12 protein-coding genes are annotated in these 16,564 nt (G+C 73.9%); 4 read left to right on the top strand and 8 right to left on the bottom strand.

The genetic code is table 11. The annotated features are described in order from the left end of the window. Positions 1–30: 30 nt before the first annotated feature. From ACO1BR_RS40330 to ACO1BR_RS40320, 3 genes are all read right to left on the bottom strand, one after another. Positions 31–1,203: a macrolide family glycosyltransferase gene (locus ACO1BR_RS40330; RefSeq protein ID WP_426800081.1), complete on the bottom strand. Its 1,173-nt coding sequence runs from the start codon at positions 1,201–1,203 to the stop codon at positions 31–33. A 216-nt stretch (positions 1,204–1,419) separates the two neighbouring features. Continuing rightward, positions 1,420–2,076, bottom strand: coding sequence for a response regulator (locus ACO1BR_RS40325; protein ID WP_426800080.1), 657 nt, complete (start codon positions 2,074–2,076; stop codon positions 1,420–1,422). 85 nt (positions 2,077–2,161) lie between these two features. After that, positions 2,162–3,424, bottom strand: coding sequence for a histidine kinase (locus ACO1BR_RS40320; RefSeq protein ID WP_426800079.1), 1,263 nt, complete (start codon positions 3,422–3,424; stop codon positions 2,162–2,164). Between the two features lie 159 nt (positions 3,425–3,583). On the opposite strand from ACO1BR_RS40320, the gene ACO1BR_RS40315 reads away from it, so the two are divergent. The 3 genes from ACO1BR_RS40315 to ACO1BR_RS40305 all read left to right on the top strand — a co-directional run bounded on the left by ACO1BR_RS40315 (position 3,584) and on the right by ACO1BR_RS40305 (position 5,744). After that, positions 3,584–4,108: a hypothetical protein gene (locus ACO1BR_RS40315; protein WP_426800078.1), complete on the top strand. Its 525-nt coding sequence runs from the start codon at positions 3,584–3,586 to the stop codon at positions 4,106–4,108. Between the two features lie 189 nt (positions 4,109–4,297). Continuing rightward, positions 4,298–5,197: an alpha/beta fold hydrolase gene (locus ACO1BR_RS40310; RefSeq protein ID WP_426800077.1), complete on the top strand. Its 900-nt coding sequence runs from the start codon at positions 4,298–4,300 to the stop codon at positions 5,195–5,197. Beyond that, the gene (locus tag ACO1BR_RS40305) at positions 5,184–5,744 is read left to right on the top strand and encodes a TetR/AcrR family transcriptional regulator (RefSeq protein WP_426800076.1); all 561 of its coding nucleotides are present in this window, start codon (positions 5,184–5,186) and stop codon (positions 5,742–5,744) included. Before ACO1BR_RS40310 ends, ACO1BR_RS40305 begins: the two co-directional genes overlap by 14 nt. Positions 5,745–5,759: 15 nt before the next feature. Here ACO1BR_RS40305 and ACO1BR_RS40300 read toward each other — a convergent pair whose 3' ends face one another. The 4 genes from ACO1BR_RS40300 to ACO1BR_RS40285 form a co-directional block, all read right to left on the bottom strand. Beyond that, positions 5,760–7,166, bottom strand: coding sequence for an amidase (locus ACO1BR_RS40300; RefSeq protein ID WP_426800075.1), 1,407 nt, complete (start codon positions 7,164–7,166; stop codon positions 5,760–5,762). A gap of 110 nt (positions 7,167–7,276) precedes the next feature. Continuing rightward, positions 7,277–8,653, bottom strand: coding sequence for a cryptochrome/photolyase family protein (locus tag ACO1BR_RS40295; protein WP_426800074.1), 1,377 nt, complete (start codon positions 8,651–8,653; stop codon positions 7,277–7,279). A 275-nt stretch (positions 8,654–8,928) separates the two neighbouring features. Next, positions 8,929–9,354 (bottom strand): hypothetical protein, encoded by a 426-nt coding sequence (locus ACO1BR_RS40290; protein ID WP_426800073.1) that lies wholly within the window; start codon positions 9,352–9,354, stop codon positions 8,929–8,931. Beyond that, entirely contained in the window at positions 9,336–11,891 is a 2,556-nt protein-coding gene (locus tag ACO1BR_RS40285; protein ID WP_426800072.1) for an ATP-binding protein, read from the bottom strand. The genes ACO1BR_RS40290 and ACO1BR_RS40285 overlap by 19 nt, the downstream gene beginning before the upstream one ends. Before the next feature lie 283 nt (positions 11,892–12,174). Here ACO1BR_RS40285 and ACO1BR_RS40280 point away from each other — a divergent pair, with 283 nt between their 5' ends. Next, the gene (locus tag ACO1BR_RS40280; RefSeq protein WP_426800071.1) at positions 12,175–13,737 is read left to right on the top strand and encodes a Na+/H+ antiporter; all 1,563 of its coding nucleotides are present in this window, start codon (positions 12,175–12,177) and stop codon (positions 13,735–13,737) included. 58 nt (positions 13,738–13,795) lie between these two features. Here ACO1BR_RS40280 and ACO1BR_RS40275 read toward each other — a convergent pair whose 3' ends face one another. Then, positions 13,796–16,387, bottom strand: coding sequence for an ATP-binding protein (locus ACO1BR_RS40275; protein ID WP_426800070.1), 2,592 nt, complete (start codon positions 16,385–16,387; stop codon positions 13,796–13,798). Positions 16,388–16,564: the final 177 nt, after the last annotated feature.

Raw genomic sequence — 16,564 nt, 5'->3', positions numbered from 1 at the left:
CGCCCCCGCGCGCCCGGCGTCGCCCCGCCGCTAGCGGAGGTACTCCTCGATGACCTCGGCGCCGCGGACGGCGCCGCCGCCCTCCCGGACGACCTTCTGCATCCGGGCGAGGTTGGCGCGGATCGCGGGGTCGTTGGCGACCCGGTCGACCGCCGCGCGCAGCTCCTCGGCGGTCACGGTGGCGGCGTCCAGCTGCTCACCGCAGCCCAGTTCGGCCGCCCGCCCGGCGTTGGCCGCCTGTTCGGGCATCTGCGGGACGGCGATCAGCCCGACGCCGTAATACAGCGCCTCCATCGTGGAGTTCATCCCGGTGTGCGAGACGAAGGCGGCGGCCCGCTGGAGCACGGCGGGCTGCGGGAAGTGCGGCCGGACGTCGAAGTTGGCCGGAATGTCGCCCAGCAGGGAGATGTCCAAATCGCCGACGGTCATGGCCACTTGGTAGGGGCCGTCGCCGAAGGCGTCGAGGCAGGTGCGGTAGAACTCGGGCCGGTCGGTGAAGACCGTGCCCAGCGATATGAACAGTACGGGGGCCTCGGGGTCGGCCGGCGCCCACGTTTCGGCGTGCTCCCGGCTGCCCAGCGAGGGACCGAGGAAGTGGAAGCTCTCGTCGAAGGTGTCGCCGGCGAACTGGAACTCCCGGGGTATGAACACCAGGTTCAGCTTCTCGGTCGCGTCCATCAGGCTCGCCGGGTCGAGCGTCACCCCGTACTCCGCGGAGAACTCCGCACAGGCTTCGGCGATCGCGGCGATGGCCGGATTCTCCTCGCCGAGTTGGTCCATGACCTCGGCGAACAGCGAGTACGACTCGTTGGAGGCGAGGTTCGGTATGGTGCGGACGGCGGGCAGGCCCAGCTCCTCGGCGAGGACCCGGGGCGGCCAGTTCATCGCGTCGTAGCAGATCGCGTCCGGCTTCTCGGCGACGCAGTGCTCGCGCAGGACCGGATAGGCCGCCCGCATCGCCCCGAAGAGGTTGCGCATGAATTCACCGAATGCCTCGGGGCCGAAGTTGCGGGGCGGCGCCCCCCATTCCCGCTTCGGCAGTTCCACCCAGCGGGCGCCGGCTCCGATGACCGCTTCGGAGTGGTCCACGCTGGTGGCGTAGTCCACGCGGTGCCCTCGCCGCACGAGTTCCTCGACCAGGGGCAACGTGGGGTTGACGTGCCCGTGGCCACCAAGGGTCATGAATAACAGATGTTTCGGCATACCGCCGATCCTAACGAGTGCCGGTGACAAGGCATCGGGCTCCCCTACGGCGCGGGCCCACCGCCGCGCGCGTGACCGGTACCGGACGGGGAACGGGAAGCCCGGGGCCGAGCCGGGCGACGCGCCTCCCTGGGGGGCGGAGGCAACTCAGGGCACTGACAACGGAGTTCACCGCGTCCCGAGCCCTGACGCAACCGGGCTGACGCCCTGGGGCGGTCAGATCAGACCGCGTTCCAGGGCGGTGACGACGGCGGCGGTCCGGTCCGTCACGTCCAGTTTCCGGTAGGCGCGCAGCAGGTGCGTCTTCACGGTGGCCTCGCCGATGAACAGCCGCGCGCCGATCGCCGCGTTGGTGAGGCCCTGGCCGACCAGCCGCAGCACTTCGGTCTCCCGGTCGGAGAGCGGCGGGGTCTCCACGGTCCGCGGGCGGAACAGCTTGGGGGCGAGCGACGGGGTCAGCACGGTCTCGCCGCGGGCTGCCGCCCGTACGGCGTCGACGAGTTCCGCCCGGGTGCTCCCCTTGAGCAGATAGCCGGCCGCGCCCTCCTCCACGGCGCGCAGGATGTCCGTGTCGCTCTCGTAGGTGGTGACGATGACGACCTTGCTGCCGGGCGCCTGGCGCAGGATGTGACCGGTGGCCTCGACGCCGTCCATCCCGCCCATCCGCAGGTCGAGCAGCACGATGTCCGGTCGCAGCCGCACCGCGAGGGTCACCGCCTCCTCGCCGGATGCGGCCTGTCCGGCGACGGTGATGTCCGGGGCGGACTCCAGCATGGCGGACAGTCCCTCGCGGACGACCGGGTGGTCGTCCGCGAGCAGGACCCGGATCGTGTGGTCCGCCGCCGTGTCGCCGCACACCATGTGGTTCGTCATCGCTCCCCGCGCCCTTGGTCCTTGTCCGCCTGTTGCGCCGCCGGTCGCCCCGCCGGTCGCCCGGTGTGTGTGGTGCGCTGCCGGGTCACGGCTCGCCCGCGCCGTCGGCGGGCTCCTGCCCGGCCACCGGGTCCGCGGGCACCGTGATCGTGACGGTGGTGCCCCGACCGGGGCGGCTGTCGACAGTAGCGTGTCCGTCGATCTCCGCGGCGCGGGCCCGCATCCCGCGCAGCCCGTAGCCCGCGTGGTCCTGGTGCGGCTGCTCCTGGGCCACGGCGAAGCCCGCGCCGTCGTCCGTGACGGTGAGGCGGACCGCGTGCGGCTCGTAGGTCAGGGTGACGGCCACGGTGCGGGCCCCGTCGGCGTGCTTGCGGACGTTGGCCAGGGACTCCTGCGCGGACCGCAGCAGCACCACGGCGGCGGGCATCGGTACCGGTCGGTCGGTGCCCTCGACGGTGCAGCGTACGGTCAGTCCGGTCTGCTCGGACAGGGCGTCGGCCTGCCGGCGGATCGCCCGTGCCAGGGAGCTCTCGCGCAGGGCGGGCGGGGTGCGGGCGGCGACGAAATCCCGTGCCTCGGCCAGGCTCTCGCGGGCCACCCGGCCGGTCAGCGCCAGGTGCCGGGCGGCCAGCTCCGGTTGGCTCGCCAGCTCCGATTCGGCGGCCTGGACGAGGGTGATGATGCTGGTCAGGCCCTGGGCCAGGGTGTCGTGGATCTCCCGGGCCAGCCGCTCGCGTTCGGCGGCGACACCGGCCTGGCGGGACATCTCGGCGAGCTGCTCGCGGCTGCGGTGCAGCTCCGCGATCAGCTCGCCGCGTTCCCTGCTCTGCCGGACCACCTTGGTGATCCACTGGCCCAGCAGTACGGAGAGGGCGATGCCGAGGAGGGCGAGCGGCAGCACTGCGCGCCAGTCACCGCCGGTCAGCCAGACCAGCGCCGGCGGGGTGAGGTTGGCCAGTGAGGCGGTCGCCACCGCGGGCGCGGTGGGCAGCGACATGATCAGCATCGGGACGACGGCGAACAGCGCGAAGGACCCGCCGACGGCGCAGGCCGTGGCCGTGGCGAAGAGGAGGAAGAGCCCGGCCGCGAAGGTGAGGTGGCGCGGGCCGGCGGTCCGGCCGGCCGGGCTCTGCAGCATCAGGCCGCGGCCGAGCGCCGCGTACCACGGGATGGCCAGGGTCAGTGCGCCGATGGCGAGGGCGCGCCGGAGCGGGTCGCCGCCGGTGGTGAAAAGCAGGACGGTGGTGACGGCGTAACTGACGGCGAAGTACCCGTCCCAGAGGCCGAACCAGCGATTGCGGGCCTCGGGAGCGTGGCCCTCACCGTTCCCCTGGGTGTATGTGCGCACCCACCCAGTCCTACCACCCCGGCGACGGCCGGTGTCCACCGGTCGGTGGACAGCCGGTCCCGTCGGTCGGTCGACGCCGGGGGACGCCGTGCGGCCGTAGCGTCGAGGACGTCGGCGCTGGGGAACACGCGCCAAATACCAGGGGAGACCTCGCATTTCATGAACACGACGTCGACGTTGTTCACTCCGTTCGTGACCGCGCTGATCGCCAGCGTGACGATTCTCGGCATCATCCTCGCCACCGATCTCGGTCACCGGCGGCTGACCAACATGCGGATGCTGCGGTCCCTGATCGCGGTCGCCGTGGTCATCGGGCTCTTCGTGCATTCGCTTCCGACCGGCGGTAACGACGTCTCGATGCAGCTCGCCGGGATCGGCATCGGCGTGATCTGCGGGCTGATAGCCGGTGCGCTGCTGCCCGCCGACCGCGCCGCCGACGGCGGTGTGTACACCACGGGCGGGATCGGCTACGCGGTGCTGTGGATCGCCGTCTCCGGCTCGCGGGTGCTGTTCGCGTACGGGTCGGAGCACTGGTTCGCCCAGGGGATCGTCACATTCAGCATCGACTACGAACTCAGCGGACAGGACGTGTACGCCAACACCTTCGTCTTCATGTCGCTGGCGATGGTGCTGGCCCGCACCGGCGTGCTGCTGAGCCGGCGGCGGAAGCTGACCCGGGCCTGAGGCGGCGCGGGGCTTTTGCCCGGGTCCGGTCGGCGCCCGCCGGCCGGACCCGGCGTTCGTCCGGGCCCGGTGTCGGGCGGTGGCGGGCGTCGGCGGGAGATCCCCGAAGGGCGTTGACCGACCGGTCGGTCATCGCTAGCGTGTGCGGCGCGATCGGCAAGGAGGTTCCACCATGAAGGAGGTATCGCCATGGAAGTCCCATTGATCGAGGGGGCGTTGGCGTTCACCGTGTCCACGGCGCTGGGTGAGGTCGCGGTCCGTTTGACGGACGATCACCAGGCTGGCGACGCACCGGTGTTGTTGCTTCTGCACGCCAACCCGGGTGACAGCCGGGACTTCGCGGCGGTCGCTCCGGTGCTGGCGCGGGAGTGGCGGGTGGTGACCGTGGACTGGCCCGGATACGGGCAGTCCACGGCGGTCGATCCGCACCGGGTGACCGCCGACGGGCTGGTGGCCGCCGCCGAGGACGTGCTCGACGCCCTGGCCACCCGCCACGGGATCCGCCGGGTGTGCGTGCTGGGCAACAGCGTGGGCGGCTATGCCGCGGCCCGGCTGGCGCAGCGCCGGGCGGACGCGGTCAACGGGGTGATCCTCGTGGACCCGGCCGGGTTCACCCCGCAGAACGCGGCGACCCGGTTCTTCTGCCGCCAGGTGATGGGGCGTCAGTTCTTCGCCCGGCTGCTGGTCGCCCCGCTGGCGCGGGCCTATCTGGGCGGGCTGCGTACCCCGAGCGCCCGCGCCACCCACGCCCGCGCCCGGCGGCTGCGGCACGAGCCGCAGCGGCTCGCCGTGCACTGCGCGCTGTGGCGCAGCTTCGCCGACCCGCGGTGCGATCTCACTGGTCCGGCCGACCCGGTCGGCCGGTGGACGGCGCCGACGCTGCTGGTGTGGGGGCGGCGGGACCCGGTCCTGTCCGCCGCCGTCGACGGCCGCCGGGCGCGGCGCGCGCTCCCCCACGCCCGGAGCGTGCTGCTGGCCACGGGGCACGAGCCGTTCAGCGAACGGCCGCGGGAGTTCCTCGCCGAGGTCATCCCCTTCCTGCGCCAACACGCGCCCGCCGCGACGGGGGTTGACGGTGCGGCCGGCTGAACCGGGGCGCAGGTCGCTGCTCGACGCCGGGCGGCGGCTGCTGGCCGGGGAGGATCTGTCCCGGCTGTCGGTCAACGCCATAGTCGGCGCGGCGGGCATGGCCAAGGGCAGCTTCTACCAGCACTGGCCCACCCGCACCCACTATCTCGTCGCGCTGCACGCCGTCTTCCACGACGAGCTGACGGCGCGGGTCGAGGCGGCGATCGGCGGACTTCCGCCGGGGCCGGACCGGTTGGCCGCGGGGATCGCCGCCTACCTCGACGGCTGTCTCGCCCAGCCGGCGACCAAGGCGCTGCTGGTACAGGCCCGTACGGATGCCGCGCTCGGCCCGCAGGTGGCGGCGCGCAACGACGCGTTCGCCGGCATGGCGGTGGCGGACCTCGCCGCACTCGGCTGGCGGCCGGCCGAGCCGGTCGCCGCGCTGCTCGTCGCCGCCGTCGCCGACATCGCGCTGCACGAACTCACCGCCGGCGGCCCGCGCGACGACCTCCGCACGGCGGCGCTGCGGCTCGCCGCGCGGACGCCGGAGGCCGATCCCGGACCGTAGGGCCGGTCCGGCGGCTCAGCTTCCGACGATGCGTTCGGCCAGGTCCAGGACCGTGCGGTCGGCGAGGCGGGGGCCGATGATCTGGACGGCGAGGGGGAGGCCGTCCCGGTCGGTGCCCAGCGGGACGACGGCGGCGGGCAGGCCCATGTGGCCGGCGAGGTTGAGCCAGCCGGTCTGGTCGAAGAAGCCCCGCTCCCGGCCGTCGACGGTGAGCGAGCGGGCGCCCTGTCCGATGGCCGCGGTGGGGGCGGCCGGGGTGATCAGGGCGTCGTGGCGGCGGAAGTACGCCGCCCAGCCCTCCCGCATCCGGGCCCGGTCCTCGTTCGCCCGGATCCAGTCGCGGTGCCGCTGGGTCCGCAGCCGCAGGAACCGCGCGCGCGGGGAGGCGTCGTCGGGCGGGAGCTGCGCGGCCTCGTCGCAGTCGCGCCGGAAGGCGTCGTCCTCGGCACTGCCGGCGGCGTTGGCGTGCAGCAGGCGCTGGAAGAGCGCGTCCGAACCCGGCAGGTCCACGGGGCGGTCGTCGGTGTCGATCCGGGCGCCGGCGCCGCGGAGGCGTTGCGCCAGGTCTTCCACCAGCGTGCGGGTGGCGGTGTCGACCGGGCAGTGCGCGTCGTCGGGCCAGACGCCGATGCGGTAGTCGGCGATCCGCTCGTCGGCGGGGGCGGGCAGTTCCAGGCGCCAGGCGACCGCGTCGGCTTCGGCGGGGCCGGCCAGCACGTCCAGGGCGATCCGCAGGTCCCGGGGGTGCCGGGCCAGCGGGCCCGGGGTGAGCAGGTCGCTGCTGGTGAGCCAGCCCGGCGGGCGCGGGATGTGGCCGCGGGAGGGGACGATGCCGTGCGTCGGGCGCAGGGCGTGGACGCCGCAGTAGTGGGCGGGCAGGCGGAGCGACCCGGCGAGGTCGCTGCCGAGTTCGAGCGGGGTGAGGTGGGCGGCGACCGCGGCCGCCGGACCGCCGGACGAGCCGCCCACCGTCCGCTCGGGGTGGTGCGGGTTGCGGGTCGCGCCGAAGAGGGCGTTGTCCGTGTGCAGGTCCTGGCAGTACGCGGGCAGGTTGGTCTTGCCCATGATGATCGCGCCCGCGGTCCGGAGCCGGGCAACGGCGTCCGCGTCGCGCGACGGGAGGTGGTCGCGCAGCTCCGGCGATCCGGAGGTGGTGCGCAGGCCCCGGGTCTCGAAGGAGTCCTTGACGGTCATCGGCAGGCCGTCGAGCGGGCCGCCGGGACGGCCGTCGGCGCGCCGTTGGTCGGCGGCGTGCGCGGCGGCGCGGGCGGCTTCCGGGTCGAGGGTGATCACGGCGTTCAGGGGCGACCCGGCTATCCGGTCGAGGTGCAGGTCCAGGAGTTCCCGGCTGGAGACCGTGCGCGCGGCCAGGGCCTGGAGTTGGGTGTGGGCCGGGGCCCGGCTGATGTCCGACGGAGTCATGCGGCTGCTTCCAACGGGGTGTGGGGGACGGATCGGCGGGCCGCGGCCCGGAGATCATCCAGAGTAGCGAGCGGCGGCCGCGAGCCGGCGGGGTCTCCGGGGTGCGGTCGTCATCCGAGCCCGCGGGCGCGCCGGAAACGGGTGAGGCCGTCGGCGAGGTCGACGACGGGGGCGGGGTAGCCGTACCCGGCGCGTACGGAGTGCGGCAGCTTCCATGGCTCGTGGACCAACGGTGCCGCCAGCGCGGCGAGTTCGGGTACCCAGCGGCGTACGTACTCCCCGTCCGGGTCGTAGCGCCGGGCCTGGACGAGGGGGTTGAGGACGCGGTTGTAGCGGGAGTCGGTGCCGGTGCCGGCCACCCACTGCCAGTTGAGCTGGTTGTTGGCGATATCGCCGTCGACCAGCAGCTCCAGGAAGTGGCGGGCGCCGATCCGCCAGTCCACGTACAGCGTCTTGCTCAGGAAGCTCGCCGTGAGCAGCCGGGCGCGGTTGTGCATCCAGCCCTCGTGGCGGAGTTGGCGCATCGCCGCGTCGATCACCGGATAGCCGGTGCGGCCCTCCTTCCAGGCGGCGATCTCGTCCCCGGCGGTGTCCTCGGTGCGCCAGCGGTCGTGCCGGGTGCGGTAGTCGACGGCCGCCGCGTCGGGGCGGGCGGCGAGGACCTGGTGGTGGAAGTCCCGCCAGGCGAGCTGCCGTACGAAGGCGTCGGCGCCGGGACCGCCGTGCCGGCGGGCGCGGTGGACGAGTTCGACGGGCGACAGGGTGCCGAAGTGCAGATGCGGGGAGAGCCGCGAGGTGGCGTCGCCGCCGAGGTCGTCGTGGCGGTCCTCGTAGGCGTCCAGGCCGCCGCGCAGCCAGGCGGCCAGCCGCCTTCTTCCCTCCGCCTCGCCGCCCGCGGCCAGCCCCGGCGACACCCCCGGCAGGACGGCGGCGGTGGGCAGCGGCTCGGAGCCGATGTGGCCGGGTACCGGTACGGTGCGCGGCGCGGCCGTCGCCTCGCGCAGCCGCTGCCCGGACCAGCGCCGGAAGTACGGAGTGAAGACGGCGAAGTGGTCGGCCGCCGCCGGGGCGACCGCACCCGGCGCGAGTGCGGTGATCACCGTGTCGTGGACGTGCAGCCGGCGCCCGTCGGCCTCCAGCGCCCGCCGCAGCCGCTCCTCGCGGCGGGTGGCGTAGGCGCTGACGCCGGCCGCCAGGTGCACCTCGCCGGCCCCGGCCTCGGCGGCCACCCGGCCCACCTGCTCGACAAGGTTGCCCGAGCGCACCACGAGCCGCCCGCCGCGCTCGCGCAGCCCGGCGTCGAGCCCGCGGAGGCAATCGGCGAGGAACGCCTGCCTGTTGGGGGTGGCGAACCCCGCCGCGGCGATGGCGTCGTCGCGGACGAACAGCGGCACCACCGCGTCGGCGGAGCCGAGGGCGGCGCACAGCGGCGGGTGGTCGTGCAGCCGCAGATCGGAGGTGTACAGGACGACGGAGACGCGGGGCACGGGGCAACTCCTCGGCGTGGTGGGCCCGGTGGGCGGCTGCCGTCGATGGTTCCGCGACGCGGCACCGAGCGGCGCGGGACGCGCCGTACGAGGGTTGGCCAGGACCCGGACGATGGGCGGGTCGCCGGGTGCGCAGCTCGCATGGAGGGGCGCAGGCCCGGAAGAAGCGCGAGTGCGAGCGGAAGGTGCGGGGGCGGCTTTCCGACCCTCGCGACGGCATTGCGCGGGAAGTTCGACGGCTCACTCCCCGCCCGGGGCCTGTGGTGGGGCAGGCCCTACCGCACGAGGAGCGCGACGGCGAGCAGGGCGAGGGAGAGCGCCACGATGAGGGTGCCGGCGGTGAGGAAGGCGCGATCCAGGGCGAGGCGTTCCCGGCCGTGGACGAGGGCGGTGCGCGGGTCGGCCGGGTCGTAGGTGACGGACACCCGGTCGCCGTCGCGCAGCGGGTGCCGACGGGTGGACGGTGCCGGGCAGACGATCTCCATCACCCGGCCGTCGTCGGTGGTGAACTGGAGGAGCGGGCGCGGTGGCGGCACTTCCCCGGCGGCCCGGCCCGGCGGGTTCTTGACCAGGGCCCGAGCCCGCACTCCGGTCCGGGTCAGCCGCCGGGTCTGGCGCAGGCCGTAGGCGCCCGCCAGCGCGGCGACCAGGCCGCCGAACGCGGCGAAGCCGGCGAGTACCGCTAGCCCTCCGGCGCCCATGCGTCTCCGTTCGGGGTGTTGAGGGTGTCCGCCGCGCGGGCGGCGCGCAGCGAGAGGACCATGGTGAGGCCGCCGCCGGGGGTGTCCTCGGGGGTCAGGGTGCCGCCCATGGCTTCGGTCAGGCCGCGGGAGAGGGCGAGTCCGAGGCCGAGGCCACGGTTGTTGTCGTTGTCGCCCAGGCGCTGGAAGGGGACGAAGATCCGGTCGCGGTCCCCCGGTCGCAGGCCGGGGCCGCGGTCGACGACCCGCAGTTCGACCCAGGGGCCCAGCGCACTGGCGGTGATCAGCACGCTCCGCCCGTCGGTGGAGTGCCGTACGGCGTTGGTGACGAGGTTGGCGATGACCCGCTCCAGGAGCGGCGGGTCGGCGAGGACGTCGCAGATCTCGTCCAGGCCCTGGGAGCGGATCGGCACGGGCGTCGCGGCGAGGGTGTCGAGGGCCAGGGGGAGCACGTCGGCGAAGCCGGTGGGTTGGAGGTGCAGGGTCAGCGCGCCGGCCCGGAGGCGGCTCATGTCGAGGAGGTTGTCCACCAGGCGGTTGAGCTCGATCAGCGACTCCTCGGCCGTGGCGAGCAGTTCCCCGCGCTCGTCCGCGGTGAACTCCACCTCCGTGCTGCGCAGTGAGCTGACGGCGGCGCGTCCACTGGCCAGTGGGGTGCGCAGATCGTGGCTGACGGCGGCGAGCAGCGCGGTGCGCATCCGGTCGGCGGCCTTCACGGGTTCGACCTCGGCGGCGGCTTCGGTGAGGCGGGCGTGGTCCAGGGCGGCGGCGAGATGGGCGGCGAAGGCGGTCAGCACCCGGTGTTCGGAGGCGGGCAGGGTACGGCCCCGGAGGACGAGGAGGCGGTCCGGTCCGGCCGGTACCTTCACGGTGCCCTCCACGTCGTCCGGAGCCTCGGTCTCCTGGTCGACGCGCGGGACGAGTTCGGCGGACTCCATGCCGAAGGTCTCGCGGGTGTGCTCCAGCAGCCGGGAGACCGCCTGGTCGCCGCGCAGGATGTTGCCGGCCATGGAGGACAGCGTCTCGGCCTCGGCGGTGGCGCTGGCCGCGCGCCGGGACAGCCGCAGCGAGCGGTCGACGATGGCGGCGACGGTGACGGCGACGCCCGCGAAGACCACGAGGGCCAAGGCGTTGTTGGGCTGCGTGATGGTGAACTCGCGGACGGGCGGGATGAAGTAGTAGTTCAGCAGCAGCGAGGCGGTGAGCGAGGCGAGCAGCGCGGAGACCACCCCGCCGAAGCAGGCCACACCGACCACGGTGACCAGGTAGAGCAGTGCCTCGCTGGTCAGGTTGAGGGTGCCGCGGGTGTTGGCGAGGGCGGCGGTGAGCAGGAGCGGGAGCAGCAGGCCGGCCACCGGCCCGGCCGTCCGGCGCGAGCGGGGCAGCAGCCGGCCGGGGATCGGCAGCCGGCGGCCGCGGCCGGAGCGTTCGTGGGTGACCATGTGGACGTCGATGTCACCGGACAGCTCGACGGTGGTCTCCCCGATGCCGTGGGACGCCAGCAGCCGGGAGAACCAGCCGCGGCGGCTGGTGCCCAGGACGAGCTGGGTGGCGTTCTCGGCGCGTGCGAAGTCCAGCAGGGCGGTGGGCACATGGTCGCCGACGACGGAGTGGTAGCTGCCGCCGAGGCTTTCGACGAGGGCGCGCTGCCTGGCGAGTGCGGCGGGTGAGGCGTCGGCGAGTCCGTCGCTGCGGGCGACGTGCACGGCGAGCAGATCGCCGCCCGACGAGCGGTCCGCGATGCGTTCGGCGCGGCGGATCAGGGTGGTGCCCTCGGGGCCGCCGGTGAGCGCCACCACGACGCGTTCGCGGGTCTCCCACACGGTGCCGATGCCGTGCTCGGAGCGGTACTTCTGGAGGGTCTCGTCCACCCGGCCGGCGACCCACAGCAGGGCCAGCTCCCGCAGGGCGGTCAGGTTGCCGACGCGGAAGTAGTGCGAGAGGGCGGCGTCGATCTTCTCCGGCTGGTAGACGTTGCCGTGCGCCATCCGCCGGCGCAGCGCCTCGGCGGGCATGTCGACGAGTTCGATCTGGTGGGCGCGGCGGACCACTTCGTCGGGTACGGTCTCCCGCTGCGGGACACCGGTGATCTTCTCCACGACGTCGTTGAGCGATTCCAGGTGCTGGACGTTGACGGTGGTGACGACGTCGATCCCGGCGGCCAGCAGCTCTTCGACGTCCTGCCACCGCTTGGCGTTGCGTCCGCCGGGGATGTTGGTGTGCGGCAGCTCGTCGACGAGGGCGACCGCGGGGCGGCGGGCGAGGACCGCGTCCAGGTCGAGTTCACCGAAGACGGCGCCGCGGTAGGGGCGCTGCACCCGCGGGAGGACCTCCAGTCCGTCGAGCATCTCCTCGGTGTGCGGCCGGGCGTGGCACTCGGCGTAGGCCACCACGACGTCGGTGCCGCGGCGGGCGCGCCGGCGGCCCTCGTCGAGCATCCGGTAGGTCTTGCCGACCCCGGGCGCCGCGCCGAGGAACACCTTGAGTCTCCCCGGCCGGACGCCCGGTGGGTCCGCCGCGACAGCACTCGACGCCACCGAAGGCCCCTCCCTCACCGTTCTGCAGGGGGCCATGGTCACATCGGCCGGCCCGAACCGTGCGGGAACGCGGGGACGTTGACGTTTTCCTGACCCGGGATCGCGGTCGCGACCCTGACCGATATGTACGGAATGCGGCCGGCGACGGCCCTGATCAGTCGGTTTTCCGCCGGCGGGGCGCTGCCCCGGCGGCGTTCGGCCGATAGGGTGACCGCGGAGCGCCGGGAAGTCTGGTCGGCACAGAGAACAGCCTGCGGTTTTCCGGTGGTCGAGGGGGCGCTCCGTGCACAGTGTCGCTACCGTGCTCTTCCTGGTGGTGCTCGCGACGGCGGTGGCCACCGGCGCCCGGCGCTGGCGCATCCCCGCCCCGTCGCTGCTGGTGGTGGCCGGCCTGGTGGTGGGCATGCTGCCCGGGGTGCCCGACGTCCATGTGACGCCCGAGGTGATCGGGACGGTGGTGCTGCCGCCGCTGCTGTACGCGTCGGCGGAGGAGTTGTCCGGGCGGGATCTGAAGGCCGTGTGGCGGCCGGTGACGGTGCTCGCCGTCGGGCTGGTGCTGTTCTCCGCGGCGGCGGTGGCGGCGGTGGCCTCGCTGCTGACGCCGCTCCCCCTGAGCGGCGCGTTCGTCCTCGGTGCGGTGCTGGCGAGCACCGATCCGGTGGCGGTGACCGCGCTGGGCCGGCGGCTGGCACTGCCGCCCCGTATACAGGTGCTGGTGCAGGCCGAGAGCCTGTTCAACGACGCCACGTCGCTGGTGCTGTTCCGCGTGGCGGTGTCGGTCGCCGCGGCGTCGGGTGTGGTGACCTGGCAGGCGGCCGGCGGGCAGTTCGTGACCCTGGCGGGCGGCGGCGGGCTGGTGGGGCTGGCGGTCGCGGGGGTGGTGGCGCTGATCCGGCGGCGCACCGTGGACCCGGTCCTGGAGACCGTGATCGCCCTGGTCACCCCGTACGCGGCGTACGTCCTCGCCGAGGCGGCCAGGACGTCCGGGGTCACCGCGGTGGTGGTGGCGGGCGTGGTCCTGGGCAGCCGCGGCCACCGGCTGACCACCGCCCCCATAAGGCTCCAGCTGCACGCGGTCTACGGCACCGTGGTCTTCCTGCTGGAGAGCGTGGTCTTCAGCCTCATAGGACTGGAACTGCCTTCTCTGATACGGGCGTTGACGGACGCGGACCGGCTGTGGCCAGTGCAGGCGGCGGCGCTGGCCGTGGTGCTGATGACGGTGCGGATGCTGTGGGTGTTCCCGCTGTCCGCGGTGCTGCACCGCAAGCAGGCGGCGGGCACACCCTCCTGGCGGGTCGCGGCGGTCGCGTCCTGGGCCGGCACCCGCGGGGTGATGCCGCTGGCCGCGGCGCTGTCCATACCGCTGGCCACCGTCGGCGGGACGGGCTTCCCGCAGCGCGGGGTGATCCTGGTGCTGACCACGTCCGTCGTCGTGATCACGCTGGTCGCCCAGGGGTTCACCCTCGCCCCGCTCGTCCGCCGCTCCGGAATCGCGCTGGAGCCGGACCACACCCGCCGTGAGGAGACCGAGGCCCGGCACCGGGTCGTGCTGGCCGGTCTGCGGCATCTGGAGCAGATGGCCGACCTGGAAGCGGTCCCCGACGTCCTCGTGGCGCGCCTCCGCCGCGAGATGACCACCCGCCTCGACCTCACCCGCCAACTGCTCGACGAGGACGACCCGGTCGAGTCCATGGCGGCGACCTACCGGCAGCTGCGCCGCGAGGTGATCGCGGTGGAGGCCGCGGAGCTGCAGCGGCTGCACGACGACCACCTCATCAGCGACACCACCCGGCGCCGGTTGCAGCGTTCGCTCGATCTGGAGGAGACCCGGCTGGCGGACTCCTGAGCGGTGCCGGGGCGGCCGTGCCACCCCGGCGCCGTACGCCTCATCCATGGCGGATGCCTCATAAGCGTCCCTCCTGCGCGGCGGCCGCCACCGGGGCCGGTGCCGCCGGCAGGGAGACGACCATGGTCAGGCCGCCGCCCGGGGTGTCCTCGGGGGTGAGGGTGCCGCCCATGGCCTCCGTCAGGCCGCGGGAGAGGGCGAGGCCGAGGCCGAGGCCGGTGGTGTTGTCGGTGTCGCCGAGCCGCTGGAAGGGCTCGAAGGCCCGCTCCCAGTCGGCGAGTTGCATCCCCGGGCCGCGGTCGATGACGCGGAGTTCCACCCGCTCGCCGAGCGCGCTGGCGCCGAGGGTGACGGGGCGGCCGGCGGGCGAGTGGCGGACCGCGTTGGCCACCAGGTTGGCGATGACCCGCTCCAGCAGCGGCGGGTCCGCGAGGACGTCGGGGGCGGTGTCCAGCCCCTGGGTCACGACGTGGACGAGGGCCTGCGGGGGCGAGTCGGGCAGGGTGTCGAGCGCGGAGGGCAGGACGTCGGTGAACGCGACCGGCTCCAGGCGCAGGGTCAGCGCACCCGCCTGGAGCCGGCTCATGTCGAGGAGGTTGTCGACCAGCCGGCTGAGCTTGGCCAGGGACTCCTCGGCGGTGGCGAGCAGTTCCTCGCGGTCCTCGGGGGAGAACTCCACATCGCTGCTGCGCAGCGAGCTGACCGCCGCCCAGCCGCCGGCCAGTGGCGTGCGCAGGTCGTGCCCGACGGCGGCGAGCAGCGCGGTGCGCATGCGGTTGGCGGCCTTGACCGGTTCGACCTCGGCGGCGGCCTCGGCGAGCCGGGCGCGCTCGACGGCGGCGGTCAGGTGCGCGGCGAAGGCGGTGAGCACCCGGTGCTCGGACGCGGGCAGCCGGCGGCCGGTGAGCACCAGCTCGCTGTCGTCCCCTATCGCGATCTTGGTGGTGTGGGTGTCGTCCGCGCGCCAGGTGCGCGCCGGTTCGAACACGGGGGCCGTGCGGTGCTCCAACTCCTCCTGCCGGGGCCGCAGTTCGATGCTGTCCATACCGAAGGTCTCGCGGGTGCGCTCCAGCAGCACGGGGACCGCCCGGTCCCCGCGCAGGATGCCGCCGGCCAGCGAGGTCAGGGTCTCGGCCTCCGCGGTCGCCCGAGCGGCCCGCCGGCTCAGCCGCAGCGAGCGGTCGACGATGGCGGCGACGGTCACCGCGACGATGGTGAACGCGGCCTGGGCGACGACGATGTTCGCCTCGGCGAAGGTGAACTCGCCTTGGGGCGGGATGAAGTAGTAGTTGAGGATCAGCGAGGTGGTCACGGAGGCGAGCAGCGCGGAGACCACCCCGCCGATACAGGCCACGCCCAGCACGGTCAGCAGGAACAGCAGCGCCTCGCTGGTGAGGTTGAGCGCCAGCGGGGCGGAGACGCCGCGCAGCAGCAGCGTCAGCAGTACGGGCAGGACGAGACCGGCCACCGGCCCGGCCACCCGCCGGGAGCGCGGCAGTCCGTTGCCGGGGGTGGCCCGTTTCCTTCCCTGGCCGGCGTGTTCGTGGGTGACCGTGTGGACGTCGATGTCGCCGGAGCGCGCCACGACGGTCTCCCCCACCCCGCGGGGCGTCAGCAGCCGCCGGAGGCGGCCGCGGCGGCTGGCGCCGACGACGAGCTGGGTGGCGTTCTGCGCCCGGGCGAAGTCCAGCAGCGCGGTGGGGACGTCGTCGCCGACCACCGAGTGGTAGCTGCCGCCGACCCGCTCGGTGAGCTGCCGCTGCCCGGCCAGCGCGGCGGGCGAGGCGCCGGCCAGGCCGTCGCTGCGGGTGATGTGCACGGCCAGCAGATCGCCGCCGGAGGAGCGGTCCACGATCCGGGCGGCGCGGCGGATCAGGGTGGCGCCTTCCGGGCCGCCGGTGAGCGCGACCACCACGCGCTCCCGGGTCTCCCACACCCGCCCTATGGCGTGCTCGGAGCGGTACTTGCGCAGCGCCTCGTCGACCCGGCCGGCCACCCACAGCAGCGACAGCTCGCGCAGCGCGGTGAGGTTGCCGACCCGGAAGTAGTGCGAGAGCGCCGCGTCGACCTTCTCGGGCGGGTGGATGTTGCCGTGCGCCATCCGGCGCCGGAGTCCCTCCGCGGGAAGGTCGACCAGCTCGATCTGGTCGGCGCGGCGGACGACCTCGTCGGGCACGGTCTCGTACTGCGGCACTCCGGTGATCTTCTCGGCGACGTCGCTGAGCGACTCCAGGTGCTGGATGTTGAGCGTGGCCACCACGTCGATGCCCGCGGCCAGCAGTTCCTCGATGTCCTGCCAGCGCTTGGTGTGCCGGCCGCCCGGTGCGTTGGTGTGCGCCAGTTCGTCGATGAGCGCTACTTGGGGGCGGAGTTTCAGCAGCAGTCCGAGGTCGAGTTCGGTGAAGTCCGCACCCCGGTGGTGGCGGGTCACCCGCGGCAGCACGTCGAGTCCGTCGAGCATGGCCTCCGTGGCGGAGCGGCCGTGGCACTCGGCGAAGGCCACCACCACGTGCGTGCCGCGGGCGGCCCGGCGCCGGCCCTCGTCCAGCATCCGGTAGGTCTTGCCGACCCCGGGGGCGGCCCCGAGAAAGACCTTGAGCCGGCCGGGACGTGGCCCCGCCCCGCCGGCACTGTCGCTGCCCCGTGACATCACGTACTCCTCTGTGGAAATAGACGGCACGCCGGTCGGTGCCGAGGGGGTGGCCCGCGGCACCGGTCGGCGTGCCGGGTCCTCCAGGACATCGTCACTTCACGGCGGCAAATACCGGGATTGCGTTCGAAGACGTTGACGCAACTCTGACCCCGCTCCGGCTCACGACCCGCCGCG

Origin of the sequence: Streptomyces sp. YGL11-2 (assembly GCF_050054615.1) — a bacterium.
In the GTDB taxonomy this organism is placed as follows: Bacteria; Actinomycetota; Actinomycetes; order Streptomycetales; family Streptomycetaceae; genus Streptomyces.
The sequence above is the reverse complement of the archived record's forward strand: the minus strand, read 5'-3'. Positions and strand labels throughout refer to the sequence as shown.

What these genes read in the sequence shown, in the direction of transcription:
- ACO1BR_RS40325 (WP_426800080.1), bottom strand. Translation starts at nt 2,076, where the DNA reads ATGACGAACCACATGGTGTGCGGCGACACGGCGGCGGACCACACGATC.
- ACO1BR_RS40300 (WP_426800075.1), bottom strand. Translation starts at nt 7,166, where the DNA reads ATGACTCCGTCGGACATCAGCCGGGCCCCGGCCCACACCCAACTCCAG.
- ACO1BR_RS40275 (WP_426800070.1), bottom strand. Translation starts at nt 16,387, where the DNA reads ATGTCACGGGGCAGCGACAGTGCCGGCGGGGCGGGGCCACGTCCCGGC.
- ACO1BR_RS40290 (WP_426800073.1), bottom strand. Translation starts at nt 9,354, where the DNA reads ATGGGCGCCGGAGGGCTAGCGGTACTCGCCGGCTTCGCCGCGTTCGGC.
- ACO1BR_RS40315 (WP_426800078.1), top strand. Translation starts at nt 3,584, where the DNA reads ATGAACACGACGTCGACGTTGTTCACTCCGTTCGTGACCGCGCTGATC.
- ACO1BR_RS40310 (WP_426800077.1), top strand. Translation starts at nt 4,298, where the DNA reads ATGGAAGTCCCATTGATCGAGGGGGCGTTGGCGTTCACCGTGTCCACG.
- ACO1BR_RS40330 (WP_426800081.1), bottom strand. Translation starts at nt 1,203, where the DNA reads ATGCCGAAACATCTGTTATTCATGACCCTTGGTGGCCACGGGCACGTC.